This is a genomic window from Bradyrhizobium sp. 2S1, from assembly GCF_011516625.5.
Lineage (GTDB): Bacteria > Pseudomonadota > Alphaproteobacteria > Rhizobiales > Xanthobacteraceae > Bradyrhizobium > Bradyrhizobium septentrionale.
Genome location: NZ_CP147717.1, coordinates 10440543 through 10466372, shown reverse-complemented (window position 1 = coordinate 10466372; position 25830 = coordinate 10440543). Strand labels below are relative to the sequence as shown.

Genomic DNA, 25830 nt, shown 5'->3' with positions numbered 1-25830 from the left:
ATAATCCTAGAAATGCCGGCGTGAAGTCCTTGTCGGCGCGTCCCCGGGTTTGCAGGAGTGCCGCGTAAAACCGGTCGGATGTCGGGCGGATCACTCGACGAGCTGATTTCGGAGCGCGTAATGAACCAGGTCGACGACCGTTGCAGCCCCCATCTTTTCCATCAGGTTCGCCTTGTGGGTGCTCACGGTCTTGATGCTCAGATTGAGCCTGCGGGCGATGTCGGTGATCTTGCGTCCAAGAACCAGCATATCGAAGACTTCGCGTTCGCGTTTCGTCAATCGGATATGCGGGAATTCCGTCACCGGCGGCCGCCGGGCGGCTTCTCGCGTCGCCGCGCTGACAAACATTTCATCTCGCGCAGCGGTCCTGATTGCCTGGATCAGCTGATGACTTGCGCTATTCTTGGTGACGTATCCCGCAGCGCCCGCCTTCAGCGATTCGATGACGTACTGATGCTCCTCATGCATGCTGAGGACGACGATGCGAATCCCTGGATGCTTGGCCTTGAGGAGCTGGAGCAGCGGAATCCCGCTGATTCCAGGCATGGAGAGATCGAGCAGCACGATTTCGCACGGCGTCGTTTCCAGCAGCCCCAGCAGTTCCTCGCCGCTTCGCGCCTCGCCGACGATGTCAATATCTGCCTGATCCGCGAGAATCTGCTTCAATCCCTCGCGGAAGATCGTGTGGTCGTCGGTGATGATGAGACGTGTCATCGCCCGGTCCGGACTTCCTCGGAGACGTGGAGCGGAATGCGCACCGACACGCGCGTTCCGCTATGCGTAGCGCCGGAAACGTCGATCGATCCTGCGAGGGACAAGGCGCGCTCACGCATACCCACGAGGCCCAAGCCATCGCGCGGCAATATCACGTTGTCGATACCGCAGCCATCATCGACGATCTCGAGCTGCAGCTCGTCCGCGACGTGCCGTGCGCTGATGTCGACCTGCCTGGCATGTCCGTGGCGGAGCGCATTCGTGAGTGACTCCTGGACGATACGGAACACGCCCGTGCTCACATCCTTGCTGTAGGCAATATCCTCCCGATCAAAGGACAGGGAGACGTCGAGCCCGCTCATCTCGGTGGAGTTCTGTGTCAGCCACTTGATCGCAGAGACGAGACCGAGCTCGTCCAGCATGATCGGCCTCAAGTCGGCCGCGATGCGTCGAAGGTCCGTCACCGAACGATCTGCGACAGAAACGAGTCGGTCGATATGGAGGCGCAGGACGTCTGGCGACGAGAACAGATGGTCCCGGATCCAGGTCAACTGGATCTTCATCGCTGTGAGTGCTTGACCCAGCTCGTCGTGGAGCTCCCTTGAGATTCTCGTGCGCTCCTCCTCCCGAACCGACTGAAGGTATGAGGAGAGCTCTCGCAACTGCGATCTGGAGCGGCGAAGCTCGTCTTCTGCCGCCCTTCGCTCGGTGATATCGCGGGATATGCCCACAGTCCCGACAATGCGCCCGGCTTCATTGCGAATGGGGGCTTTGATGGTCTCGAACCAACGCGGTTCGCCGTTGTTGTCGGGACGGGATTCCTCGTACCGTCGACGCCTGCCGCTCTTCAGGACGGCGCGGTCGGTGCGCAGATAGACATTGGCGATCTCGGGCGGCCATACTTCCGATGGGGCTTTCCCGATCACCTCTTGTTCAGGCAGGCCGACGACTTTCAGATAGGCCGAGTTGACTGCAAGATAGCGCGACTTGCGATCCTTGAGCCATGCCATGTCAGGAATATTGTCGAGCAGCGCTCGTTGCCGCTCCTGTTGTCCATCGCCGGTCATCGTTGAACACTATCAACTTCGCGATACCTGCATAGTGGAAAATCGTCTGTAGTATTTGCGCGAGGCGCCGTTGCTTTTCTCGCAAATGCGAAACGGATGGAGGGATGGTCAATCACCGCTTGCCGCGGCGTGCGATCGCTTCGTCGACGCGCGCCAGCCAGATGAACTCCAGCTTGGCGTGGGCGCCGGCGGGGATGTCGTCGTAGTCGCGCTTGTTGCGCGCCGGCAGCATCACACGGTCAGACCCGCGGCGGCGGCGGCGACCAACTCCTCCTTGATGCCGCCGACCGGCAGCACGAGGCCGGGATCGCCGTCTTCGAGGCCAGCCCTCACGGACGGTCCACAGAAGGCCACCTGCGAAAATCAAGTAAGCGGGCCTGTCGCATCGCTGAAAAAATGTTGGGGCGCCTGATATCGGGAAGGCGCTAAGGCTGTGTTGCTCGCTCGGATCGCGCCGGGGACGACCCATCGCGCAGGTCAAAGCGAGTCAGAGACAGACAGCGTTGGAGGCGTAACCATGTCACGTCACCACAAGATGCCGCCGATCCCGCCGGCCAACCGCAGCCCCAAGGGCACGGGTGGCGGAGTGGAGGTCAAGAAGGACACGTCATCCACCAAGGCGGTGGGCAACCCTGCAGAGCAGGGCGACACGGCCAACATCAAGCAGAACACGACGAACGCCGGATATTTCAAGGGGCGTCGTGCGGGCTAGCCAGAGCGTTTTCGAGCGAAGCCTGTCCCGCACTTGATGCGGGATGGACTGCGGTTCGCGTGAAGAAAACGCGTCAAAACAAAAAGCTGGAGCTTCGGTTCTGATTCAATCAGAACCGGAAATGCTCCAGCCAGGTGCTGCTTGCTTTCATTCCGCGGCGGCAGGCGTGGTCTTCGCGGCCTCCAGGGCCGCAGCGATCGCGTCGTCGACGCGCTCCAACCAGATGAACTCCAGCTTGGCGCGGGCGCCGGCGGGGATGTCGTCGTAGTCGCGCTTGTTGCGCGCCGGCAGCATCACCCGGGTCAGGCCCGCGGCTGCGGCCGCGACCACCTTCTCCTTGATGCCGCCGACCGGCAGCACGAGACCGCGCAGCGAGATCTCGCCGGTCATCGCGGTGTCGCTGCGCACGGTGCGGTCGGTCAAGAGCGAGGTGAGGGCGGTGAACATCGCAACGCCCGCGCTCGGGCCGTCCTTTGGCGTAGCACCAGCGGGAACGTGGACATGGATGTCGCTCTTCTCGAACGCGCCGGGATCGATGCCGAGCTGGGCGGCGCGGCTCTTCACCAGCGTCAGCGCGGCCTGCACGCTCTCCCGCATGACGTCGCCGAGCTGTCCGGTGATCATCAGCGCGCCGCGGCCCGGCGTGCGTGAGGCCTCGATGAACAGGATGTCGCCGCCGACCGGGGTCCAGGCGAGGCCAGTGGCAACGCCGGGAATGCTGGTGCGCATCGCGATCTCGTTCTCGAAACGCGGCTGGCCGAGCAGCGTCACGATGTCCTTTGGCGCGATGGTGACGTGGCTCGTGCTGCCTTCGGCGATCTGCACCGCGACGTTGCGCAGCACCTTGCCGATCTCGCGCTCGAGATTGCGAACGCCGGCCTCGCGGGTGTAGCTCTTGATGATCAGCCGCAGCGCGTCCGGATCGATCTCGACCTGTTCGGCCTTGATCCCATTGGCTTCGAGCTGGCGGCGCACCAGATAGCGCTTGGCGATCTCGAGCTTCTCGTCCTCGGTGTAGCCGGGAAGGCTGATCAGCTCCATGCGGTCGAGCAGCGGGCCCGGGACGCCGTCGAGCATGTTGGCGGTGGCGATGAACACGACGCGCGACAGGTCGAACGGCACGCCGAGATAATTGTCGCGGAAGGTGCCGTTCTGCTCGGGGTCGAGCACCTCGAGCATCGCGGCCGACGGATCGCCCTGGATGCCGCGGCCCATCTTGTCGATCTCATCCAGCATCATCACGCAATTGCGCGCGCCGGCCTTCTTGATCGCCTGGATGATGTTGCCAGGCAGCGCGCCGATATAGGTGCGGCGATGGCCGCGGATCTCGGCCTCGTCATGCACGCCGCCGAGCGAGACGCGGACGAACGGCCGCGACATCGCGCGCGCGATCGATTGCCCGAGCGAGGTCTTGCCGACGCCGGGCGGTCCGAGGAAGCAGAGGATCGGCGCCTTGCCGCCGGGCGCGAGCTTGCGCACCGCGAGATATTCGATGATGCGGCTCTTGATCTTCTCCAGCCCATAATGATCCTGGTCGAGGATCTTGCGCGCCTCGGCAATGTCGATCGGCTTCTCCTCCGGAAGGCTCCAGGGCAGGTCGATCAGCCAGTCGAGATAGCTGCGCACCATGCCGGACTCGGCGGCTGCCTCCGGCATCCGCTCGTAGCGGCGCAGCTCTTTCTGGGCCTGGCTCTCGGCTTCCGGCGGCATCTTGGCCTCGGCGATCGCCTTGGTCAGCTCGGCCACTTCCGCGGCCTTGCCGTCGCCTTCGCCGAGCTGGCGCTGGATCGTCGCCATCTGCTCGCGCAGGATCGCCTCGCGCTGCCGCTCGTCGAACACCGCCTTGGTCTTCTGCCCGATCTCCTGGCTCAGCCTCAGCACCTCGATGCGCTCGGCGAGATGACGCGACACCTTGTCCATCCGCGCCGCGAGATCGATGGTTTCCAGGATGTCCTGTTTCTCCGGCGGCTTGATGTCCATGTAGGAGGTTGCAAGGTCGGCGAGCGTCGCCGGCGAGGTCGCGCTCTGCAGCGCGGCGATCAATTCGGGCGGCGTCTGCGGCAGCAATTGTGCGGCCTCGAGCGCCTGGCGCTGCAGGTTGAGGAAACGCGCCTCGATCTCGGGCGAGGTGGTGGTGGGCTCGGGGATCTGCAGCACGCGGGCCGCAAGGAACGGCGTGCCGGGCAGATAGTCGAGCACGCGCATGCGCTGCACGCCCTGGCAGACCAGATGATGGGTGTCGTCGGCGCCGGTGATGTAGCGCACGATGTTGGCGACGGTGCCGACACGGTACAGCCCGTCCGGGCCGGGATCGTCAGCCTCGGGGGCGCGCTGCAGCAGGATACCGATCTGGCGCTGCTCGCGCACCGCCTGCTGGGCCGCGGCGATGGATTTGGCGCGGTTGATCGAGATCGGGATGATGACGTCGGGAAACAGCACGGTGGTGCGCACCGCGATGATGACCAGCGCGTCGCTGGGGATCGGCGCCGATGCCGTGGTCGAGCCTGAAACGTCTGAAGCAGCCATGTCGAAATCCTCAGCTCGATTTGCCAAGCCGCAGGCCGACGCAGCCATGCGCGGCAAAGCGACTGATGGTGTAGCGACCGGTCGGCAGCGCGATCCGGCGCTCGAACCGGCCCTGCGGCAGCTCGAGGCGCAGGATGCGGGCGTCGCGGAGCTCCGCGGGCAGGATGCGGCGGCCGGAGATCACGAGCGTGCCGCCGTCGAGCGCGGCCTCGACCTCATCGGGGTCGACCCCCGGCAGCGCGACCAGGATGAGGATTTCCTCGTCCGTCTCGATCACGTCCATCGGCGGTTCCCAGCTCGGCTCGCTGCCCGCCTGCGGGCGCAGGTTCAGAAAACTCTGGTGCAACCGTTCGGCCCGGGCGAGCGCCTCGATCGCGTCTGTCAGCATCCAGTTGATCGGATCCTTGGGGCCCATGGGCAGTCTCCACGTCGCATTGGGAGGCGAGGTTATCGGTCTTGCCGTCGACCGTAAACCGGCCCCTCGCGTCGCCGTTCGGGGGTAAAATTGTCCGAAATCTCGCGATTTGCGGCACGTGTGCGATGCGCCGCTGCACTCTGCCCGGACCAGAATGGCTCGATGTTCGGATCGCTGCCTACAGCCAGCCGGAACGCCTGAATCGCCAGAACAGCCCGCCGCATGCGACCAGCATCAGGCCCATCACGACGAAATAGCCGTACTCCCATTGCAGCTCCGGAATGTACTTGAAGTTCATGCCGTAGATGCCGGCGACGGCGGTCGGCACGGCAACAATCGCAAGCCATGAGGCGAGCTTCTTGGAGATCGCCGTTTCCTGCGCCTGACCGACCAGCAGGCTTGCTTCAAATGCAAAGGCGAGCACCTCGCGCAGGGCATCGATCCGTTCCTGGATGGTGCGGACGTGATCCGTGACATCCCGGAACAGCGGGCGCATGGTCTCGCGCACCATCGGCAGGTCGTCGCGCTCCAGTCTGCGGCAGACCTCCACCAGCGGCCCGACCGCGTTGCGCAGACGCAGCAGGTCACGCCGCAGCAGATACAGCCGCTCGATCTGCGCCCGCGTCATCGCGCTTGCAAGCACCTCCGCCTCCATCGCCTCGACCTCCTCCTGGATCGTCTCGAGCACCGGTGAGTAGTTGTCGACGATGAAATCGAGGATCGCATAAAGGATGTAGTCCTCGCCGCGGGCGAGCGCGCGCGGGCAGCTCTCGCAACGTTCGCGGACCGGCGTGTAGGACGTCGAGGCGCCGTGGCGCACCGAGACGATGTATCCCTCGCCGACGAACAGGTGCGTCTCGCCGAAGGCGATGCTCTCGCCGTCGAGCTGCGCGGTGCGTGCCACGATGAACAGCGCGTCGCCGTATTGCTCGATCTTCGGCCGCTGATGTGCGTGATTCGCATCCTCGATCGCGAGATCGTGCAGCTGGAACTGCCGCTGCAGGCTTCTGAGCAGCGTCATGTCCGGCTCGTGCAGGCCGATCCACACCACGTGGTCCGGCTTGCTGCGCCAGTTCGCGGCTTCGTCGATCGCGATGTTGGCGATGCGTCGTCCTTCGACGTAGACGCCTGCCGCGATCACGCCATCGGAATTGACGGGCACGGCGGTTGCGACGGTTGGCGATACGAGGTCCATGGTCTCCACCCTCGGTTATCGAACCCGCTTGACGCTATTCGTTGCCAAAAGGCTAGCACCGAATGGGCGCCGGTCAACACGCCGAGACGTTGCGTCCCGCCTTGTGGGGGCGGCACGGGGCGCATCCCATTGGGTCTTTATACGGCTCCTATGCCGCATCGCGGCGGGTCCTCTCGAATTCCTACGGTGTTGTCGGCATCTTTTGGGCTGACGCGGTGCGCTTGCGCGCCGCCAACAGGAAGGTGGGACATGACCTTGCTCCAACTCCACGATGTCCGGCCGCACCGTTCGGCCGCTGCCATCCACCCCGTACTGAAGCGGACGATCCGGCGGATCGTCCTTGGCTTCAGGGCGATCCACCGCTCGATCGCCGCCGCGAAGATCCATCGTCTGCGCAACGAGTTCTTGCTGCATCGCGGCCATGAGGACTGGGCGCGGATGAACCTGAACACGCGCGGCGGCGATGCCGAGAAATATCCGCGCCCGCCGGTCGTGCTCGGCGAGAAATGGGACTACTGAGATGCGTGTCGTTTCATCGATCCGTGTCCTGCTGCGCAGCGCGGCAGAGGGACTGTTCAAATTCCTCGCCTGGATCGGCGAGGAGCCGATCAGCGTTTACCGGCCCGAGGCGCACTACATGCGCGGTCCCGGACCGGCCTGGCGGGCCAAGCATCAGCCGGGTCAGGTTGCCTCGCTGCGGCGCGTCAGGTGATCGAGCAGATTCATCGGCACCGGAAACACCACGGTTGAGGAGCGCTCGCCGGCGATGTCAAGCAGTGCCGCGAAATAGCGGAGCTGCATCGCCTGCGGCTCCTGGGCGAGGATCCGCCCGGCTTCGACCAGCTTCTCGGCGGCCTGCTGCTCGCCCATCGCGTTGATCACCTTGGCGCGCCGCAACCGTTCCGCCTCGGCCTGCTTGGCGATCGCCCGTACCATGGTTTCGTTGAGATCGATATCCTTGATCTCGATTCCGGTCACCTTGATGCCCCAGGCGTCGGTCTGCTTGTCGAGGATTTCCTGGATATCGGCGTTGAGCCGGTCGCGTTCGGCGAGCATCTCGTCGAGCTCGTGCTTGCCGAGCACCGAGCGCAGCGTGGTCTGTGCAAGCTGACTGGTCGCAGCCATGTAGTCAGAGACCTTGATGATGGCGCGCTCGGGATCGACGATGCGGAAGTAGAGCACGGCGTTGACCTTGACCGAGACGTTATCGCGCGAGATCACATCCTGGGGCGGCACCACCTGCACCACCACCCGGAGATCGACCTTCACCAGCTGCTGCACGATCGGAATCAACAGGAAGAGCCCGGGGCCCTTCACACCCGTGAAGCGGCCCAGCGTGAAGACGACGCCGCGCTCATATTCGCGCAGGACGCGAACCGCCTGCGTCAGGAATACCACGACAACCAGCGCCAGCGCCGCATAGCCGAAATAATCAAGCATCATTGCTGTACCTCCCTGCCGGTGGCGATCGGCGCGCGCCGCACCACCAGCGTCAAATCGATCAGTTTGGCGACCTCGACCGTCTCTCCGGACTGGAACGTCTCGGTGCCGCGCGCCTGCCAGCGCTCGCCATTGGTGAAGACGTGACCTGATGTCCCGGACCAGTCGAGCACCTCGGCCGAGAGGCCCTGCATGGCCTGGGCGCCGAGGCGCAGCTGCTCTTTCGCGGCGCGGCGCAGCGCGCCGAGCACGGCAACGAGGAAGGCAGCAAGCGCCGCCGCGGTGATGCCGACGACCCACCATGACAGGCCGTAGCCCGGCGTCTCGTCCCTGAACAGCATCAGCGCGCCTAGCACGAAGGCGACAAGCCCTCCGGCGCCGATCACGACCGTCGGGTTGAAGGCCTCGATGGCAAGCAGCGCGATCCCGACCAGCATCAGGGCGAAGCTCGCGTAGTTGGTCGGCAGCAGATTGAGGGCGTAGAGGCCGAGCAGCAGGCAGATCGTGCCGACGACCCCCGGGGCGACCATGCCGGGCGACATGAATTCGAAGATCAGCCCGTAGATGCCGACCATCAGGAGGATGAATGCAACGTTGGGATCGGTGATGACCGCAAGCAGGCGCGAGATCCAGCCCGGTTCGATCGCTTCGATCGCGATATCCTTCGTCGCAAGCCGTTGCGTCTTGCCGGCTGCGACCTCCACCGTCCGACCGTCGACCTGTCTGAGCAGATCGGCCGGATCACGTGCGATGATCTCGATGACATTGGCCTGCAGCGCAGCGTTGGTGGACAGGGTGGCGGCCTCGCGCACTGCCTTCTCGGCCCAGTCGGCGTTGCGGCCGCGCAGCTCGGCGAGGCTGCGGATGAAAGCGACGGCGTCATTGGTCGCCTTCGCCGTCATGGTATCCTTCGGTTGCTGCTGGCGGTCACCATCCTTGGTGTCCTTGTCGGGGCCGGGCAGACCCGGTACGCCGCCGATCTGCACCGGCGTTGCGGCCCCGATATTGGTGCCTGGCGCCATCGCCGCGATGTGCGTCGCATAGAGGATGTAGGTTCCGGCGCTCGCCGCATGCGCGCCGGAGGGGGCGACATAGCCGATCACGGGGACAGGAGAGGCAAGCACGTCGGCGATGATCTCGCGCATGCTGGTGTTGAGACCGCCTGGCGTATTCAGCCGCAGCACGACAAGCTCGGCGCGCCGTTCGGCGGCCTTGGCCAGGGCGCCCTTCACATAGCTGGCCGACGCTGGCCCGATGGCTCCATCGATCGAAACGGTTACGGCGAGGCGGCTGTTGTCCTCCGCGGCACCGGGACGGATGGAGACAAAGAGGGCGATGAGCGCGGCCGCCGCAACGAGGGCTGCCCTTAAGGTCTGCACGGCAAGCACTCCCTTGCTGAAAATATGGGGCGCCGCTTCGGAACCTCAATATGGGGCGTGCTGTCACGGGCGATGCCGGCGCGTGCCATTGTGCATTGCGATGACTTGCGGCGGGCCGGCACATCTCACTGCGCGGCGGCGAGGTATTCGTCGGCAAGCTCGGCCATCGCCTGCGCGAGCTCGGCTTTCGCCGCTGCCGTCGGCTTGCGGTTGGACACGCCCCGGTTGTGACACAACCCCATTGGCGCATAGACTGCGCAGTGGGAGCTGGAATGTCGCGAATATTCATCAGTCATTCGAACCGTGACAACGCGCGCGCAGTCGAGATGCGAGCGTGGTTGTCTACAAATGGCTGGGACGACGTTTTTCTCGACATCGATGCCACGGACGGCCTCGCGCCCGGCGAGCGCTGGCAGAACGCATTAAAGGCCGCTGCCGATCAATGTGAGGCCGTCCTGTTTCTAATCTCGCCGAACTGGCTCAAGTCGAGCTGGTGCTTATCCGAGTTTCTTTTCGCCAAGCAGCTCGGCAAACGCATGTTTCCCATCTTAATCGACGGCGCCTCGCTCGCAACATTGCCGACCGAGATCTCGTCCGATCACCAGGCGGTGGACCTGATTGGCGACCCTCTGGGCTGGGATCGTTTGAAAGAAGGGTTGCGGCGCGCCGGGCTGGACGCCAACAGCTTTCCGTTCCCGAAGGGACGTCGCCCGTATCCCGGCTTCGAACCGCTGACCGAGGAGGATGCGGCGATTTTCTTCGGACGCGAGGCACAGGTGCTGCGTGGCCTCGACCGCCTGCGTCTGATGCGCGACGCCGGTGCAGAGCGCATGATGGTCGTGCTCGGTGCCTCAGGTGCCGGCAAGTCGTCGTTTATGCGCGCCGGATTCTGGCCGCGGCTCAGACGCGACGATCGAAATTTCTTGCCGCTGCCGACGATTCGCCCAGAAAGGGCGGTGCTGAGCGGCAAATCGGGGCTGTTCGCGGCGCTGGAGAAGACGCTGGCCGACCAGCGTCTCGCGTCACGTCCGGAACTAGCGGCTGTCCCGCGCTCTCGTGCTGCTCTCGGCACCCTCGTGCAGGACGGGGGGCTCCCGGACTTGCTTGCGGCAATCCGCCAGGCGGCAACGCAAAGTTTCCGCGGCAGCACACCGCCCGCCCTGGTCCTGCTGATCGACCAGGGCGAAGAACTCCTGAACGAGGAAGGTCGCACCGAATCCGAGCGCTTCATGGAGATTCTGGGGCGGGCGCTCGAGCAGGAGAAAGGCCTTCTCGTTGTTGTTGCCATTCGTTCTGACGCGTTTCCGCAATTCCAAGCGAAGCCCGCTCTGGCTGCCATTGCGCGCGAGCCGTTCGATCTTGCGCCGATGCCGGAAGGATCGCTCCGGCTTGTGATTGAGGGGCCGGCCAGGTTTGCCTCGCCGCCGCTGAAGCTCGAACCCGCGCTGGTCGATACGTTGCTTGCCGATTCCACCGGTCAGGACGCGCTGCCTCTGCTCGCGTTCACCCTCGATTGGCTGGCGCGGGAATATGGCGCGGAAGGAAGCTTGAAGCTCGCCGACTATGTGTCTGCTGGCGGCATTCGTGGCGTGGTCACGGTCGCGGTCGAGGAAGCTCTGGCCGAAGGGCGGAAGCGTCGATCGATCCCGGCCGACCCGGCCGCGCTGCACGGCTTGCTGAAGCAGGCGTTCATTCCACATCTGGCGCGCGTGAACGACGCCGGCGAATTTGCGCGGCGAATAGCCTACGCCGACGAGATTCCGCCGCTTGCCAGGCCCCTGATCAATCTTCTGGTCGAAGCAAGATTGCTGACGCGCGATCGCGATAGCCGCGGCGAAACGATCGAGGTCGCGCATGAGGCCCTGCTGCGTGAGTGGCCGCTACTGCGCGGCTTGCTGCAAGCCGATCGCGAGTTTCTGATCAGCAAGCGGCAGATCGCGGAGGACCTGAAGAGCTGGGAGGAAGCGCCGGCCGACAAAAAGGCCGACGCGCTGATCTCCGGATTGAGGCTGACGCGGGCGCAGCACTTTCTGGCCGAACGCTCGGCGCAGGATTTGACGGACAGAGAGCGGGCGTTCATTGGCGAAAGCGTAAGATCTGCCGAGACGGCACGGCGGCGACGCAACGTTCTTACCGCCGGCGCAATTGTGCTGCTTGCGGCGTTCTCCGCCCTAGGAGCTTGTCTGGATAGTCGCTGTTCAAATCTGGTCGGGTCTGATTCAACATTGGGCGATGAGCAAGTATTTTCGGCCTTGGAACATCGATCAGACGCTGCTTCTGCCGCCGAATGTGCAGGACTTCGTGCCGAAAGGCCATGTCTCGCGGTTTATGGTTGATCTGGTGCGGGAGAGCCTCGATCTCAGGGAGATCATGGGCAGCTATGTGAGCGGGCTTGGGCAGCCGCCGTTTGATCCGCGGATGATGGTGGCGCTGCTGCTGCATAGCTATGCGAGTGGGCTGTATTCGTCGCGTCGGATTGCCAAGGCCTGCCGGGAGCGGAACGATTTTGTGATGATCGTGGCGCTGGATGCGCCGGATTTTCGGACGATCAGCGACTTTCGCAAGCGACATTTGAAGGCGCTCGGCGCGCTATTCGTGCAGGTTCTGAAGTTGTGCGAGACGGCCGGGCTGGTCAAGCTCGGTCATGTCGCGCTGGATGGTACGAAGATCAAGGCGAACGCGTCGAAACACAAGGCGATGAGTTATGAGCGCATGAAGAAGCGCGAGGCGGAATTGAAGGCCGAGGTCGCTCGCATGCTGGCGGCCGCCGAGGCGGCGGATGCCTCGGAGGATGAGACTTTCGGCAACAGCGACGAACTGCCGGACTGGACCGTCGACAAGCAGAAACGGCTGGCGAAGATCCAGCAAGCGATGGCGGCGCTGGAAGCGGACGCCAAACTGGCGGCGGAGGAAGAGCGCCGCATCGAGGCCGAAAAGGAACAGCAGCGCCAGGCCGAAGGCCGCAAGAAGCCGGGCAAACCGGCGGCGCTGCCATCGGAGGAACCCAATCCCAAGGCGCAACGCAACTTCACCGATCCGGAAAGCCGCATCATGAAGTCGAAGGATGGCTTCGTTCAGGCCTATAATGCCCAGGCGGCCGTCGATGCACATGCCCAGATCATTGTCGCGCAAGAACTGACCCAGCACGGCAGCGATCAGGGCCAGTTGGTGCCCCTGATCGAGGCCATCGAGAGCAATCTTGGCCGCAAGCCGCGGCAGGCCTCAGCGGATTCCGGCTACTGCAGCGAAGCCAATCTCGAAGCGCTCGACACACGCAGCATCGATGGCTATGTCGCGCCCGGACGCGCCAAGCACCCGACAGTAGCGAACGGAAAAGTCGGCGGCCCGCTGACACAGGCCATGCGAAAGAAGATCGACGATGGCGGCTTCGAAACACCCTACCGATTGCGAAAGCAAGTGGTGGAGCCGGTGTTCGGGCAGATCAAACAGGCAAGAGGCTTCCGCCAGTTCCTGTTGCGGGGCATCGAGAAAGTGCGCGCCGAGTGGACAATGATCTGCACCGTCCATAACCTCCTCAAGCTGTTCAACCTCGCAAACGCAGCCTGAGCCTGCTACTCTACAACAAATGCCCGTCACGAAAACATATCTGGACGGGCTCCTAGTCGGATAGAATGTTGCGATGTGCTACGGTCATAGGCACTCGAAATGATCCTCCATCTCGCGGCCACCCCGGACCACGAAGCCCCTTCCCAGGTCTTGGTTACCGTCGAGAGCCCCACCGGGTATCTTCAGCCGTTCGAGGATGGTGATCCGGTCGCCACGCATATGGCCATCGCGGATCAGGAAGGCCGCACCGGAAAGCGCCGCCAGGCCCCCACCGACGAACCACGCAGTCTTGTTGTCCACACCTTCGGGTTTGCGAGGGCGGGCAAAAGCTTCGTAATCTGGGTTGTTCCGGTCGATCCCTTCGCTGGAAACCGAAGGTGCCAGCGTGCTCGACGAATTCTACTGGTTGAACAAGGATGATCCGAACTACTCGCTGCAACGGGCGACGGTGAACCAGGGACAGGACGCGCACACCGACGGCCTCTTCACTCTGAGCGAAAAGGCGGAGAAGGAATTGATCGCCGTCTTTCTTGCCTCCCGTGAGGAGATGGAGAACAGTCGTATCGACGAAGTGTTCGGGAAAGAGTTTTTCTGCAGCAATTTTTTGACTCTATTGGCGGACGATGTTTGCCTTTGCGGAGTGGCATTCCGCCCTGGAGATGAAGCTTTATCTGGATCGGTTCATCCATCATATCGGGGGCCTGCCGGATTTCAGCGCGCTGAAGTTTACCAGGTACAATCAGTATGAATCGCTGGTTCTACCGTTGTGCAAATGGCTGTTGGAGCAGGGCGTCAACTTCCGCTACGACGTCGAAGTCACCGATGTCGATTTCGACATAAAGGCCGGATGCAAGCAGGCCACGGCTATCCACAGGCTGGAGGACGGCGTCGCCGGCGGCATCGGCCTTGGCGCCGACGATCTTGTATTCATGACGATCGGGTCGCTCACCGAAAACTCAGACAAGGCAGACCATCACACGCCCTCCAGGCTCGACGAAGGCCCGGCGCCTGCTTGGGATCTGTGGTGTCAATCGGCGTTCATTGCAAACGATGACGTAATTGCGGTCGGCGCCCGCGGCTCAAAAAGGTCCGCTATCTTCAAGCGTTCCCGCAATCTCACGAATCGGAGGGGGCCATGAAGCAATATGTTGGACTGGATGTCTCGCAAAAGGAAACTTCAGTATGTGTGGTCGACGAAGTGGGTCAGATCTTGTTCGAAGGAAAGGCAAAGTCCGACCCAGGGGCACTCGCGGCATTGCTTCGCAAGCGGGCGCCACAAGCGGAGCGCATCGGATTTGAGACTGGGGCGATGGCGAGCTGGCTATGGCACGAACTTCGTAGGATCGATTTCCCGGTGGTTTGCATCGACGCGCGGCATGCCCACGCGGCTTTGTCCATACGCATGAACAAAAGCGATCAGAATGATGCTCGAGGTCTGGCCGAACTGGTTCGGGTTGGCTGGTATCGAGAAGTCAAAGTCAAGAGCGAGGAAAGTCAGAAGATCCGCGCGATACTCGTCGCGAGATCCCGGCTCGTCGCCATCCGTCGTGATATCGAGAACCAGGTCCGCAGTCTGATCAAAGAATACGGCTTGCTGTTCCCACGCGCGATCGGACTGCAGTTCCGCAATCAGGTCCGTGAGCTATTGCGCGAAGATCATCAGCTCCTCGGTGTGATCGCGCCGCTTCTGTCGATCCATGAGCAGATCTGTAAGCAACAAAGCAAGTTCGACAACGAGGTCCGCGAGTTGGCGAAGTCGGATGAGACGACGCTTCGTCTGATGACGGTTCCTGGTGTCGGCGTGGTGACGGCTTTGACGTTCCGCCATACGATCGATGACCCGTCCCGCTTCCGATCGGCATCGACTGTTGGCGCCTATCTGGGTCTTACACCTCGGCGCAACCAGTCTGGCGAAACGGACATCAATGGCAAGATATCTCGATGGGGCGACCGGCTCCTCCGAACCTACTTGTTCGAGGCCGCTACCGTACTTCTTTATCGGACAAAGAAGTGGTCTTCCCTCAAGGCCTGGGGCATGAAGCTCGCCAAGCGGATCGGCATGAGGAAGGCAAAGGTCGCCATCGCCCGAAAGATCGCAGTCATCCTTCACTGCATCGTAAGCGCTGTTTTCAGGCCACAGCTTTGAGGTCGTGACGGCAATAGGCCCACGGCAGCAGGTGATCGATCTCGTTATTCGGATGACCGTTGACGATCCTGGTGAGCGCGTCGGTCAAGTAGGCAAGCGGATCGACATCGTTCAGCTTACAGGTTTCGACCAGGGAGGCGATGATAGCCCAGTGCTCGGCACCACCGTCGGAGCCTGCGAACAGCGCATTTTTCCGGTTGAGCGTGATCGGACGGATCGAGCGCTCTACGGCGTTGTTGTCGAGCTCGATACGGCCATCATCGATAAAGCGCGTCAGGCCCTCCCAGCGTGAGAGCGCATAGCGGATGGCGTCGGCCAGCTTGCCCTTTTGGCTGATCAACGCGAGCTTTGCGCGGAGCCACTGCTCGAAGGCTTCCGCGAGCGGTCGGCTTTTCTGTTGCCGAACGAGACAGCGCTCCTCGGCGCTACGGCCACGGATGTCCTTCTCGATGGCATAGAACTCGGCGATATGCTTGAGCGCCTCGCCCGCAATGGGCGCGGGACCGGGGGCGGCGAGTTCGTAGAAGTTACGCCGCATGTGGGACCAGCAGAATGCAAGCTGAACGTCGCCACGCTCGGCCAGCTTGCCATAGCCAGCATAGCCATCGACCTGCAGGATCCCCTTGAAGCCTGCCAGATGGGCGATTGGTCGGTCGGCTTTGCGATCGGGAGCATAGACATAGGCGACGCCCGGCGGATCGGCGCCGCCCCATGGCTGGTCGTCCGCTGCATAGGCCCAGAGCTGACCGGTCTTGGTGCGCCCTCGGCCGGGATCGAGCACCGGCATCGTCGTCTCGTCGGCGAACAGCTTTGGCCGTCGCCTGAGCTTGCCGAGGAGGCGCTCATGCAACGGACGCAGGTGGAAGGCTGCTTGTCCCACCCAGTCCGCCAGCGTCGAACGATCGAGCTCAATGCCCTGGCGGGCGTAAATCTGAGCCTGCCGATAGAGCGGCAGGTGATCGGCATATTTGGACACCAGAACCTGGGCGATGGTTGCTTCGGTCGGCAGTCCGCCCTCGATCAACCGGGCCGGGGCCGGCGCCTGCATGACACCGTCCTCGCAAGCGCGGCAGGCGTATTTGGGACGCCGGGTAACGAGGATCCGGAACTGCGCCGGGACCAGGTCCAGCCGCTCGCTTCTATCCTCGCCGATCCGATGTAACTCGCCCTGGCAGCAGGGACAGGTCTTGTCCTCGATGTCGACGACGACTTCGATCCGCGGCAGGTGCGCCGGCAAGGCGCCACGGTTGACGCGGCGCCTACCGGCTTGCACCTCACGGCCTTCAGGTGCGCTGACGTCCTGCGCCGTCTCGCCGTACGCTGCCACCTGCTCGACGTCTTCTAGGCCCAGCAGCATCTGATCTTCAGGCAGCGTCTCTGCCCGCCGGCCAAACCGATGCCGCTGCAATTCCTTGATGATCTGACGCAGCCGTTCGCTCTCGCACCGCTCCGCAAGCAGCATCGCTTTCAGCGTCTCGGGATCGTCAGGCAGGGCGTCGCTCACACCCAATTCAGAGCATATTCGCCGCCAACTGGCGACGCGTCCGACGCTCCTGATTCACTTCGCCGCAGCACCGCCAACAACTATCCCGCTTGTGTTGGCGCCGGCGTCGCCCGTGCTTCATGCACAAGCCGCCAGTCGAGCCCCTCCAGCAGCGCCGACAATTGCGCCGCCGACAGACGCATCACACCGTCCTCGATCTTCGGCCAGCGGAAGATTCCATCCTCCAGCCTCTTGGCGAACAGACACAAACCCGTTCCGTCCCAGAACACCAGCTTGATCCGATCCGCCCGCTTGGCCCTGAACACATAGACAGCTCCCGAGAATGGGTCAGCCCCCATGCTCTCGCGCACCAGGGTAGCAAACCCCTCCATTCCCTTGCGGAAGTCTACCGGTTTAGTCGCCACCATCACCCGGACCGCACCCGACGGACCGATCACTGGCTCGCCTTCAGCGCCTGGACGATCGACGCAATCATTGTTGGGTCGGCACCACGACCGGCCCGGATCGTGATGCCGTCAACTTCGATCTCGATGATCCCGGAATCCGTCTTGGCCTTGCAGCGCACCGCTTTGCGCTCACGGCCAAGAGCGGGCGCCGGCACTACGGCATCCACCACCGCCGGCACAAACTGTACTTCTTCCACTTCGGAATGACCGCCCGCAGCTTCTCGCAACTGACGGCGCCAGCCAAACAACTGCTGCGGCGACAATCCATGCCGTCGCGCTACCGAACAGACCGAGTCGCCGCTCGCAACGATCTCCGCAACAATCCGCGCCTTGTCCTCGTCGCTCCACTTCCGCCGACGGCCGGCTCCAGTGAAGACCTCAAGCCGCCTCACCGGCTCCGTGATAGCACTATGCACTGTGTCCATTCTAAGCCTAACGGTTCAAACAAACCGCAGACTCGCAGATCGCCCCGTCAACCGGTAGGTGGCCGCTGAACAGCGCTTACACTGCATCTGGGTCGATGGCACATCCTTCGACTGGGGGCAGCCGCAGCCGGTCTGATATTTGCTCGAAAGTTCCTGGTCCGGTCTGCCGGACTGGCGACGTCCCGCTGGGACGGTGTTGAGGCGACCTCGTTCATTCGGCTGGTGGCGGCTCGATCGTACTCCGCTGCAAACGTTGAGGCGTCCGACCCGGACATCATCATGAGGCGCTACGCGACCTCGGAAAGGACCATGACCCCAGCGAAGACATCAACCAGTCAGGGCGATCCAATGCCTGGCCGGCAAAGTACGTATCAGCCGCGCTCGCGCCGTCTCCGCAACCCTGAACCAGCTCCGACGGCGCGAGCACTACCACCGTGCGATGGGCGAATTCAGAAATGTAAAGCTTGACAACAAACCGCAATTAAACGGCCGAATGACAGGCAGAGCTTCTGTGTGGGCGGCTCGCTGCCACTCAAAGTCTGCTTGGCCTGACCCGCAGCTTTCTTGGCGGCGGTGGTAAGCCCGGAGATCAAGTCATCTGCAGGAACCTCTTCGAGCAGGCGTATGCGCCGGTCCGTGTCGTTGAGGTTGGTGAGATTCCAATCCGAGGTTGGTACGACCGCCATTGTTAGGCTGCCACGCCGGAAAAAGGCACTCGATGTCCGAACACTACCATTCGAGGCGCCCGCGAGATTGTTGAGGCGGCTCATGGCCAGTTTCAGATACTCTGGCTGTCCTCTCGCGAAGTCGGCCTTCGTCAGTTCATCGGCCGCTTCCGGACGCGCCCATCCTTCCATGATGCGCCTGCGCGTCTGCCCGTCCCATGAGACCCGTCCCATCGGACACCAGGCAAAGCTTCTGCCTGTGGCGCCGCTGGTTGCTTGCTGCAGGTCCTCTTTGCTGGTCCCGATCGAGATATACGCCAAGGAACAGAGCAGCTCGCAATCTTCGAAAAGAGTGGTGTAACCATTCGACGAAAACAGATAGTCGCCGGTCCAGGATTGGAAGACGTCGTGCAGATGATCGCTGAGGGGCGTCTTGCGCTTTTCAAGCCCCGGCAAGAATTTCCAGGCGTTGTTTTCGCCACCCGCACATGACGTGAGAAATAAGTGACTCACCACGGTTGTAGTGTTGTCGCGCTCGGTCACGATGGTGACGCTGAGGAATTTGAGAAGATCAGTATATCGCCGGGCAGCAAGCAATGCGAGGCCATACGCGTAAAGGAGGAGAACGGCCGGGTAGGTGCGCAGATTGATCAAGGTGACCAACCCGCCCATACTTTCCCTGACGCCGAATTCGATCCGCAAGTCGAGCACTAAGCGCAACTCTGATCCGGTGCCCCAACGCCCGAGAACACCCACAATGCGCGCGACCGACTCCATTGCACTCTCTGCTCGCGCCACCCTCTGCATGATCAGGTCATTGGAGAAGGCGCCGATCAGTGCGAAATCCGGGCCGTTTAGCGTCCTTTCCAGCTTTCGCGCTTCTTCACCAATAAGATCACCCAGCTGAATGCGGAATTCAGGCTTTGCCAAAAAGCGCTTGTCGCTGGCCACCATCAATTCAACGCTCTGTGGGTTTTGCCTTTTTATGTCAGCCTGGCTGCTCACCAAGCGTTCCAAGCTTTCGTGTCCGCGCTATCAATGCGAATGGTCCTGCCGGCCCGCTGTCTAATCAGGTCCGTGGCGATCTTGGAAGGTTCACCTCGCGCCACCCTTTACACTGGATATCCCCGCGTCGGGGCCCGCGTGAGTGCCGCTCTCAACGCGGGGTCCCAATCGGCGGACCAGCCGCTCACGATCAGCCCGTGCTCATCGATGATGCGGTCGAGAACCTTGTTCAGATGCGTCACGTCACCCCCCGACAGCGTGACGACACGCACACCGCCGAAAGCCATATGCTTGAACAGTCCAGCGATATCCTCCTGATCGCGGCTCAGGCGATCCATCGCCACTGCGAGCACGACGACGAATTTGCCGCGCGTCGCATCGCTGATCAGTTCCTGATGCCGACGCGGCGGCTCGCGAGATGGACCTAGCGCGCGATCGAGTGCTTGCTGCTTTCCGACGACCGTTCCTTCCTTCAATGTCGTCCTGGAATGACGCCGCCCAGCGCAAAGATAGCACGTCGTTTGGCGACCAGATAACAACCTCGCGGAGGCGATCGCGGAACAGATTGCCGAGCAGCGCCAGGCCGTCACGAAACAGGGAATACCGATAGTCGCCCGCTTCGCAGCTCACTGTGAGGCCCTCACGGACGGACAGCCGAACCCGATCGGTTAAAGGTCGGTAGTTGAAGCGTTGGCGGTATTGCCCGCTCACCGCCACGAATGATTCCGGTGAGCGCACTCAGGAATTCGGCGCCAGCCTCACCGCTACTATCCTGGCAAACAGCGTTGCGGAGGAATTGTCCGTCCCCGCGATAGCGCTGCTCAAGGCCACCTACCGGATGATGCGCGGGAGGATCTGACACAGCGCTACGCCGCACCCGTATCAGACATTGTCAGAAGTCCGCCAAAGGAACGATTCTAAGCTGGACAACAGCTGCCCGTCAGCTCGCCATCAGCTTGGCTGGGTATCCTCGCAGCAGGGCCTAAGCAGCCCGAATCGATACGTGGAGACTAGCGCAGCACAGGAAGGTGAATCGTCATGTACGATCGAATCAGTAGCTCATCGACACGCACTAGCCAAGCTGACGAACTGAGTCAGTCGGTGGATAGCGGCAGCTTTACGGAAACACTAGCACATCTCTCGCCTCAGTGGAACTCACAACCGGGGGAGTTGCCCGACAAGATGGGGGCCTGCTGCAGCAAGCCACTTACCTCGGATGAAAACGACGTTCGTACTTCCAGTGCCTCCGACCCCAGTACATCCGCTCCAGAGAGTCCGGCCACCTCCTTGTTTGATTACAGAACGGCCGATCTGCGTGATGCGAATGTGGACGGCATCTGCGTTGGGCTGACTGCGGAGTGGTTCCGCAATCTTAACAACAGCCCACCAACCCGAATGCGTGCGCTCACACCTGGGTCGCAAACGCACGCCTCAGCGGCTGAACGGCAGCAGCAATATCAAAATCTCAAGGATCAGTTGCGAAGCAGGGGAGCAGACTCTTCTCACGCCGACCTTCGGGCACAGAATGCCATTTTGGAGGAAGCTGGCTTGGAACCGGCTGGAGAAGAGAAGAGATTCGCATTCGGCAAGTCTTCGAACGTCGAGCGCATGGTGAACGAAATCAACAAAGACCGATCGAACCATTTGCTCAGCTTGTATTTCGCCGAAGGCGGCGCACACACAGTGGCGACGTCGGCCTCCAATGGAACGACCACGCTTTTCGACCCTAACTACGGAGAATTTACTGTTCGATCAGATTCGAACCAGATGGCTTTATTGTTACAAAGCCTCGCCGATCGTTACAGGAATCCCAACGGGCAACATTTGTCGACAATCACGACGCAAAGGATGCAGTGAGTTGGGCCTGCAGGCCGGTGGTGATTGACGCCTTCTGTGAAGGCGCGGATGCGTCGGCCAGCGCTTGCGTTCGGTCGCGGCGTCGGGAGCCAGCTCTGCGGCGGATGGAGGAATTTCCTTCCAAGAGCTTGGCAGCGGTGAATGAGGCCGCAATGTCAATGATCGTCGCGTATACGAGCGCCACGACGAGAACAGTCACCCAGATGGATTGTGAACCTTGAGCAACGTGTCGCTCCGGCGAACTCTGACTTGACGATGTCGCAGCAGAAGGCCAATGCATTGATTTCATCGGGGCGCTGGAGCGTTAAGGCGTGAACGAAAGGCAGATTTATCTGTGCTCTTCCATAGCAAGCCTCAGACCTTGGGATGCGCTGCGCTTTTCCGCCTGAGATAAACGCGACCCGTACGCGCGCCGAGACCAAGAGATCGTCCCCGCGCCTGCACTCCTGCGGCAAGCCAACCGACGTGCCTCTCACCTCTTGCGGGACCGTGACAATGTCAAGAAGGCCGTCCAAGAACGGCGGTTTTAGAAAATCGATTGTCGTCGAACGGACAACGAAGGCGAAGCCCGGGGCATCGTTCCGTGTTTCCTCGAGCCGCGCTTGCTGATTGGTGCCGAGCGGGCGCAAGTAATTCGTTCTGCCGCGCTCCATGAAACGGAGAAAATTCGTGTGATAAACAATCTGGCAGGGCGTCGATATCTTCAAAGTAGACTCGCACCTGCATGTAGCGCCGTCCGTCTCGAATTTCGCCGTCAAGAGAGACTGTCACAGCGCGGTTCCCCTTATTGCGCGTATAGGGACCAATTGTCTTGCACCGAGGGGGGCTGGGCAAGCGCTAGAATCCTTTGCTTGGCTCCTGCTGACGCCGGCGGCATCGACGCGGTCGTCGATTGGAAGAGTGACGTGGCTCCGGATGCCTCGAGCATCCGCCACTACGGGCAGCAGATCGCCGGCTATAGAAAGCAGAGCAACGCCAATCCACCGGTCAGGTCGTCGAACTCGCTTAGCAAGCAAGGCTGCTGATGGTGAGGCGCTTCGAAGCGACGACAGAGCTTAGTCGCGGCTGAGACTTAATCTCGAAGCCAGCCTTAGCGCGGCCAAGCGCTCAAGCACCGCCGGATGAAGGGCTGCCTAGCTCTGCACTTGACGTAACCCTTCGGTCCACTTGACTTGCCCCCCGCAAGTGACCCGGGTTCGCGCTCGTCGTGCTACGGACCAAGCGGATCCGGATTCAGCTTCAGGAATCTATCGTCTACCTTGATGCCGAAGCCGTCGGGCGTCTTGCCGTCGGGAAGGTCTCGGCCGCATGCGCCATCCAACCCAGCGAGGGAGAGGCGGGCTTCGTTTTCCGGATAGCTACCGCCGACATCGGAGTGGCTTCCGGCGAACCACACCTGCTGCAGCCAATTCGGATGCTTAAAATATCGCGCAAGGGCTGCCCCGCACATTCAGCGCGAGAGCAGGCCTTTGTCGGGCACTTGCCGCGCCGGTTGTCGGCATTGAGACTCAATGCCGGAAACCTGACACTACGCGCCGCTACGAAATGCCTGTTGAGCCTGCGAATTCACTTCGGCACGCGATTTGCTCTGTTCACGGCATCATCACCAATCGCAGTGCGATGGTCTTTGGGGCGGGACACGGCGCGCGTCGCTGTTCGCGTCTGGTCCGTTCCGACGGTTTGCTGTGGCAGTGACTTGGCGTTCGATTGTGGACCGAGAAAACGCAGGGAAGGGGAGTGTTGGATGCGATCTAGAGTTCTTCTTTTGGGAGCCACAACAATTGCGCTCGTCGCGAGAAGCGGCAGACCTTGAGCCAGGAGTCAAACTGCCACCGGCGGTGTGGGACTGGTCCGGAGGCTATATTGGCGGACACGTCGGTGGCGGGTACGGTCGAACCTCCTTCACCAATCCCTACGGTCAGTCGATCTATGGCGATGCGGACAGGTTCGATGTCACCCGGCGGGACAACCCGCGCCTGTCGTTCGGCCGGGGGGGGGGGGGGGCATTTCTGCCTGGGCGCTGCGCTGGCGCGCCTGGAATTGCGATGCGCCTTCCCCGCGTTGTTCGTGCGGCTGGGGGATTTGCCGCTGACCGTCGCCGCGGAGGAGGTCGTCGACGTGCCGTCTTACGTCATTCGCTGCCCGCAGCGCCCTTCCATCGCTTAGAGAGTGAAGTGCCACCATGTCCGAACACCCCTTGCCGACGCTACCGATGTGGCGCGTCGATCACATCGAGCCCTCGCCCGAGATGTTGGCGCTGCGCGCCAACGGTCCGATCCACCGCGTGCGCTTCCCGTCCGGGCACGAAGGCTGGTGGGTGACGGGCTACGACGAGGCCAAGGCGGTGCTGTCCGACGCGGCGTTCCGGCCTGCGGGAATGCCGCCGGCGGCATTCACCCCGGATTCGGTGATTCTCGGTTCGCCGGGGTGGCTGGTCTCGCACGAGGGGGCCGAGCATGCCCGGTTACGCACGATCGTGGCGCCGGCGTTCAGCGACCACAGGGTGAAGCTGCTCGCGCAGCAGGTAGAGGCGATCGCCGCGCAGTTGTTCGAGACGCTGGCGGCCCAGCCCCAGCCCGCTGACCTGCGGCGCCACCTCTCCTTTCCGCTTCCGGCCATGGTCATCAGCGCGCTGATGGGTGTGCTCTACGAGGATCACGCCTTTTTCGCCGAGCTGTCCGACGAGGTGATGACGCACCAGCATGAAAGCGGCCCGCGCACCGCGTCGCGCCTGGCCTGGGAAGAGCTGCGCGCCTACATTCGCGGCAAGATGCGGGACAAGCGCCAGGATCCGGGCGACAACCTGCTGACGGATCTGCTCGCGGCGGTCGACCTGGGCAAGGCGACCGAGGAAGAGGCGATGGGCCTGGCGGCGGGCATGCTGGTGGCCGGGCACGAGAGCACCGTCGCGCAGATCGAATTCGGCCTGCTGGCCATGTTCCGCCATCCGCAACAGCGCGAACGCCTGGTCGGCGATCCATCCCTGGTGGACAAGGCGGTGGAGGAAATCCTGCGCATGTACCCGCCGGGCGCGGGCTGGGACGGCATCATGCGCTATCCGAGGACCGACGTGACCATCGCGGGCGTTCATATTCCCGCGGAGAGCAAGGTGTTGGTCGGCCTGCCGGCGACGTCGTTCGATCCGCGCCATTTCGACGAACCGGAAATCTTCGACGTCGGACGCGACGGAAAGCCGCACCTGGCGTTCTCCTTCGGGCCGCACTACTGCATTGGTGTGGCGCTGGCCAGGCTGGAACTCAAGGTGGTGTTCGGTTCGATCTTCCAGCGCTTTCCCGCGCTGCGCCTGGCCGTGGCGCCGGAAGAACTGAAGTTGCGCAAGGAGATCATCACTGGCGGGTTCGAGGAGTTCCCGGTGCTCTGGTGATGCGCGGACGCCGCCGGGGATCGCGATCTTCTCCGCAATTTGCCGGCGCGCCTCGCGCGCCGGTCAGATCAGCCAGCCAACAGGTAACCAAGATGGACATGCAAGAAACCACGGCAGCATGCCGGGACGCCTTCGCCGAACTAGCGTCGGCGGCGCGCATCCACGACCCGTATCCGTTCATGCGGTGGTTGCGCGAGCACGATCCGGTGCATCGCACGGCGTCGGGGCTCTTTCTGTTGAGCCGCCACGCCGACATCTACTGGGCGTTCAAGGCCACGGGCGATGCGTTTCGGGCGCCGGCGCCGGGCGAACTGGCGCGCTATTTCCCGCGTGTGGCGACCAGCCTGTCGCTCAATCTGCTGGCGTCCACGCTAGCGATGAAGGATCCACCGACGCATACGCGTCTGCGCCGGCTGATCTCGCGCGATTTCACCATGCGCCAGATCGACAACCTGCGGCCGAGCATCGCGCGCATCGTCGCTGCGCGCCTGGACGGCATGGCGCCCGCGCTGGAGCGCGGGGAGGCGGTGGACCTGCATCGGGAATTCGCGCTGGCCTTGCCCGTGTTGGTCTCCGCCGAACTGTTCGGCATGCCCCCGGACGACATGTTCGGGCTCGCCGCCGGCATCGGCGCCATTCTGGAAGGCCTGCGCCCGCACGCCAGCGATCCCCAGCTCGCCGCGGCGGACGCGGCCAGCGCCAGGGTGCTGGCCTACTTCGGCGACCTCATACCGCGCAAGCGCGCCGATCCCCGCCACGACATCGTGTCGATGCTGGTCGGCGCACACGACGACGATGCCGACACGCTGTCGGATGCGGAGTTGATCAGCATGCTGTGGGGCATGCTGCTGGGCGGCTTCGCCACCACTGCTGCGGCCATCGACCATGCGGTCCTGGCGATGCTGGCGTATCCCGAACAGCGGCACTGGCTGCAGGGAGACGCCGTGGGGGTGAAGGCATTCGTCGAAGAAGTCCTGCGCTGCGACGCGCCCGTTATGTTCAGCTCCATTCCGCGTATCGCCCAGCGCGACATCGAACTGGGCGGCGCGGTGATCCCGAAGAACGCGGACGTGCGCGTGCTGGTCGCGGCCGGCAATCGCGACCCGGACGCCTTCGCCGATCCCGACCGCTTCGATCCCGCGCGGTTCTATGGCACCAGTCCTGGCATGTCGACCGACGGGAAGATCATGCTGAGCTTCGGCCACGGCATCCACTTCTGCCTCGGTGCGCAACTGGCCCGGGTGCAGTTGGCCGAGAGCCTGCCGCGGATCCAGGCGCGCTTCCCCACACTGGCATTGGCCGAGCAGCCGACCCGGGAGCCGTCCGCGTTCCTTAGGACGTTCCGCGCGCTGTCGGTGCGGCTGCAAGCGCGGGGGGGCTGA

At 62.8% G+C, this 25830-nt stretch carries 22 protein-coding genes and 4 pseudogenes; 10 read left to right on the top strand and 16 right to left on the bottom strand.

Translation table 11 applies throughout. The features are described 5' to 3' along the window. Positions 1-90 precede the first annotated feature (90 nt). The 3 genes and pseudogenes from HAP54_RS49755 to HAP54_RS52740 all read right to left on the bottom strand — a co-directional run. Positions 91-714 (bottom strand): response regulator transcription factor, encoded by a 624-nt coding sequence (locus HAP54_RS49755; protein WP_166298353.1) that lies wholly within the window; start codon positions 712-714, stop codon positions 91-93. Next, on the bottom strand, positions 711-1781 hold the full coding sequence (locus HAP54_RS49750; RefSeq protein WP_166298352.1) for a PAS domain-containing sensor histidine kinase: 1071 nt from the start codon (positions 1779-1781) through the stop codon (positions 711-713). Before HAP54_RS49750 ends, HAP54_RS49755 begins: the two co-directional genes overlap by 4 nt. Positions 1782-1893: 112 nt before the next feature. After that, positions 1894-2084: pseudogene (locus tag HAP54_RS52740) on the bottom strand (S16 family serine protease); the annotation flags it as partial. 214 nt (positions 2085-2298) lie between these two features. Here HAP54_RS52740 and HAP54_RS49745 point away from each other — a divergent pair. After that, the gene (locus HAP54_RS49745) at positions 2299-2493 is read left to right on the top strand and encodes a hypothetical protein (RefSeq protein ID WP_035976334.1); all 195 of its coding nucleotides are present in this window, start codon (positions 2299-2301) and stop codon (positions 2491-2493) included. Positions 2494-2640: 147 nt separating this feature from the next. Here the strand turns inward: HAP54_RS49745 and lon are convergent, their stop codons facing one another. From lon to corA, 3 genes are all read right to left on the bottom strand, one after another. Then, a complete protein-coding gene (lon, locus tag HAP54_RS49740) occupies positions 2641-5019 on the bottom strand; it encodes an endopeptidase La (RefSeq protein ID WP_166298351.1) in 2379 nt (792 codons plus the stop codon). Between the two features lie 10 nt (positions 5020-5029). Next, the gene (locus tag HAP54_RS49735; protein WP_029079092.1) at positions 5030-5434 is read right to left on the bottom strand and encodes an Hsp20/alpha crystallin family protein; all 405 of its coding nucleotides are present in this window, start codon (positions 5432-5434) and stop codon (positions 5030-5032) included. Positions 5435-5612: 178 nt separating this feature from the next. Next, positions 5613-6629, bottom strand: a complete 1017-nt coding sequence (gene corA, locus HAP54_RS49730) for a magnesium/cobalt transporter CorA (RefSeq protein WP_166298350.1) — start codon at positions 6627-6629, stop codon at positions 5613-5615. A 249-nt stretch (positions 6630-6878) separates the two neighbouring features. Here corA and HAP54_RS49725 point away from each other — a divergent pair, with 249 nt between their 5' ends. Beyond that, positions 6879-7148, top strand: a complete 270-nt coding sequence (locus tag HAP54_RS49725; RefSeq protein ID WP_166298349.1) for a hypothetical protein — start codon at positions 6879-6881, stop codon at positions 7146-7148. Between the two features lies 1 nt (position 7149). After that, a complete protein-coding gene (locus HAP54_RS49720) occupies positions 7150-7341 on the top strand; it encodes a hypothetical protein (RefSeq protein ID WP_166214621.1) in 192 nt (63 codons plus the stop codon). Here HAP54_RS49720 and HAP54_RS49715 read toward each other — a convergent pair. Then, a complete protein-coding gene (locus HAP54_RS49715) occupies positions 7311-8072 on the bottom strand; it encodes a slipin family protein (protein ID WP_166298348.1) in 762 nt (253 codons plus the stop codon). The two genes, HAP54_RS49720 and HAP54_RS49715, sit on opposite strands and share 31 nt — an antisense overlap. Next, entirely contained in the window at positions 8069-9448 is a 1380-nt protein-coding gene (locus tag HAP54_RS49710) for an NfeD family protein (RefSeq protein WP_166298347.1), read from the bottom strand. The genes HAP54_RS49715 and HAP54_RS49710 overlap by 4 nt, the downstream gene beginning before the upstream one ends. A 272-nt stretch (positions 9449-9720) precedes the next feature. On the opposite strand from HAP54_RS49710, the gene HAP54_RS49705 reads away from it, so the two are divergent. Further along, positions 9721-11784 (top strand): toll/interleukin-1 receptor domain-containing protein, encoded by a 2064-nt coding sequence (locus tag HAP54_RS49705; RefSeq protein WP_166298346.1) that lies wholly within the window; start codon positions 9721-9723, stop codon positions 11782-11784. Then, positions 11681-13015: an IS1182 family transposase gene (locus tag HAP54_RS49700; RefSeq protein WP_166202952.1), complete on the top strand. Its 1335-nt coding sequence runs from the start codon at positions 11681-11683 to the stop codon at positions 13013-13015. The genes HAP54_RS49705 and HAP54_RS49700 overlap by 104 nt, the downstream gene beginning before the upstream one ends. Before the next feature lie 87 nt (positions 13016-13102). Here the strand turns inward: HAP54_RS49700 and HAP54_RS49695 are convergent. Beyond that, positions 13103-13372, bottom strand: a pseudogene (locus HAP54_RS49695) (oleate hydratase); the annotation flags it as partial. Here HAP54_RS49695 and HAP54_RS49690 point away from each other — a divergent pair. Next, a pseudogene (locus HAP54_RS49690) lies at positions 13359-14040 on the top strand (oleate hydratase); the annotation flags it as partial. The pseudogenes HAP54_RS49695 and HAP54_RS49690 sit on opposite strands and share 14 nt — an antisense overlap. Positions 14041-14150: 110 nt before the next feature. Next, complete coding sequence (locus HAP54_RS49685; protein ID WP_166298345.1) at positions 14151-15161, top strand: IS110 family transposase; 1011 nt, start codon at positions 14151-14153, stop codon at positions 15159-15161. On the opposite strand, the gene tnpC is transcribed toward HAP54_RS49685, so the two are convergent. The 5 genes from tnpC to HAP54_RS49660 form a co-directional block, all read right to left on the bottom strand. Beyond that, positions 15145-16623, bottom strand: a complete 1479-nt coding sequence (tnpC, locus tag HAP54_RS49680) for an IS66 family transposase (protein WP_166307246.1) — start codon at positions 16621-16623, stop codon at positions 15145-15147. The two genes, HAP54_RS49685 and tnpC, sit on opposite strands and share 17 nt — an antisense overlap. A 122-nt stretch (positions 16624-16745) precedes the next feature. Next, positions 16746-17102 carry an IS66 family insertion sequence element accessory protein TnpB gene (tnpB, locus tag HAP54_RS49675; protein WP_166298344.1) on the bottom strand — a complete coding sequence of 119 codons (357 nt, stop codon included), beginning with the start codon at positions 17100-17102 and terminating at the stop codon, positions 16746-16748. Next, complete coding sequence (gene tnpA / locus HAP54_RS49670; RefSeq protein ID WP_224741334.1) at positions 17099-17503, bottom strand: IS66-like element accessory protein TnpA; 405 nt, start codon at positions 17501-17503, stop codon at positions 17099-17101. Before tnpA ends, tnpB begins: the two co-directional genes overlap by 4 nt. A 482-nt stretch (positions 17504-17985) precedes the next feature. Next, a complete protein-coding gene (locus HAP54_RS49665; protein WP_339156816.1) occupies positions 17986-19206 on the bottom strand; it encodes a hypothetical protein in 1221 nt (406 codons plus the stop codon). 107 nt (positions 19207-19313) lie between these two features. After that, positions 19314-19682 (bottom strand): recombinase family protein, encoded by a 369-nt coding sequence (locus HAP54_RS49660; protein WP_224741452.1) that lies wholly within the window; start codon positions 19680-19682, stop codon positions 19314-19316. A 562-nt stretch (positions 19683-20244) separates the two neighbouring features. On the opposite strand from HAP54_RS49660, the gene HAP54_RS49655 reads away from it, so the two are divergent. Continuing rightward, complete coding sequence (locus HAP54_RS49655) at positions 20245-21063, top strand: YopT-type cysteine protease domain-containing protein (RefSeq protein WP_166298342.1); 819 nt, start codon at positions 20245-20247, stop codon at positions 21061-21063. Positions 21064-21419: 356 nt separating this feature from the next. Here the strand turns inward: HAP54_RS49655 and HAP54_RS49650 are convergent. After that, positions 21420-21789 (bottom strand): annotated as a pseudogene (locus HAP54_RS49650) (YbgC/FadM family acyl-CoA thioesterase); the annotation flags it as partial. Between the two features lie 484 nt (positions 21790-22273). After that, positions 22274-22513: a phospholipase effector Tle1 domain-containing protein gene (locus HAP54_RS49645; protein ID WP_224741454.1), complete on the bottom strand. Its 240-nt coding sequence runs from the start codon at positions 22511-22513 to the stop codon at positions 22274-22276. A gap of 732 nt (positions 22514-23245) precedes the next feature. On the opposite strand from HAP54_RS49645, the gene HAP54_RS49640 reads away from it, so the two are divergent. Beyond that, complete coding sequence (locus tag HAP54_RS49640; protein WP_029084615.1) at positions 23246-24448, top strand: cytochrome P450; 1203 nt, start codon at positions 23246-23248, stop codon at positions 24446-24448. Between the two features lie 92 nt (positions 24449-24540). Next, positions 24541-25830, top strand: coding sequence for a cytochrome P450 (locus HAP54_RS49635; RefSeq protein WP_166298341.1), 1290 nt, complete (start codon positions 24541-24543; stop codon positions 25828-25830).

Coding starts and splice junctions, on each gene's coding strand:
- HAP54_RS49755 (WP_166298353.1), bottom strand. CDS start 714: ATGACACGTCTCATCATCACCGACGACCACACGATCTTCCGCGAGGGA.
- HAP54_RS49750 (WP_166298352.1), bottom strand. CDS start 1,781: ATGACCGGCGATGGACAACAGGAGCGGCAACGAGCGCTGCTCGACAAT.
- HAP54_RS49745 (WP_035976334.1), top strand. CDS start 2,299: ATGTCACGTCACCACAAGATGCCGCCGATCCCGCCGGCCAACCGCAGC.
- lon (WP_166298351.1), bottom strand. CDS start 5,019: ATGGCTGCTTCAGACGTTTCAGGCTCGACCACGGCATCGGCGCCGATC.
- HAP54_RS49735 (WP_029079092.1), bottom strand. CDS start 5,434: ATGGGCCCCAAGGATCCGATCAACTGGATGCTGACAGACGCGATCGAG.
- corA (WP_166298350.1), bottom strand. CDS start 6,629: ATGGACCTCGTATCGCCAACCGTCGCAACCGCCGTGCCCGTCAATTCC.
- HAP54_RS49725 (WP_166298349.1), top strand. CDS start 6,879: ATGACCTTGCTCCAACTCCACGATGTCCGGCCGCACCGTTCGGCCGCT.
- HAP54_RS49720 (WP_166214621.1), top strand. CDS start 7,150: ATGCGTGTCGTTTCATCGATCCGTGTCCTGCTGCGCAGCGCGGCAGAG.
- HAP54_RS49715 (WP_166298348.1), bottom strand. CDS start 8,072: ATGATGCTTGATTATTTCGGCTATGCGGCGCTGGCGCTGGTTGTCGTG.
- HAP54_RS49705 (WP_166298346.1), top strand. CDS start 9,721: ATGTCGCGAATATTCATCAGTCATTCGAACCGTGACAACGCGCGCGCA.
- HAP54_RS49700 (WP_166202952.1), top strand. CDS start 11,681: ATGAGCAAGTATTTTCGGCCTTGGAACATCGATCAGACGCTGCTTCTG.
- HAP54_RS49685 (WP_166298345.1), top strand. CDS start 14,151: ATGAAGCAATATGTTGGACTGGATGTCTCGCAAAAGGAAACTTCAGTA.
- tnpC (WP_166307246.1), bottom strand. CDS start 16,623: ATGCTGCTTGCGGAGCGGTGCGAGAGCGAACGGCTGCGTCAGATCATC.
- HAP54_RS49655 (WP_166298342.1), top strand. CDS start 20,245: ATGTACGATCGAATCAGTAGCTCATCGACACGCACTAGCCAAGCTGAC.
- HAP54_RS49645 (WP_224741454.1), bottom strand. CDS start 22,513: ATGTGCGGGGCAGCCCTTGCGCGATATTTTAAGCATCCGAATTGGCTG.
- HAP54_RS49640 (WP_029084615.1), top strand. CDS start 23,246: ATGTCCGAACACCCCTTGCCGACGCTACCGATGTGGCGCGTCGATCAC.
- HAP54_RS49635 (WP_166298341.1), top strand. CDS start 24,541: ATGGACATGCAAGAAACCACGGCAGCATGCCGGGACGCCTTCGCCGAA.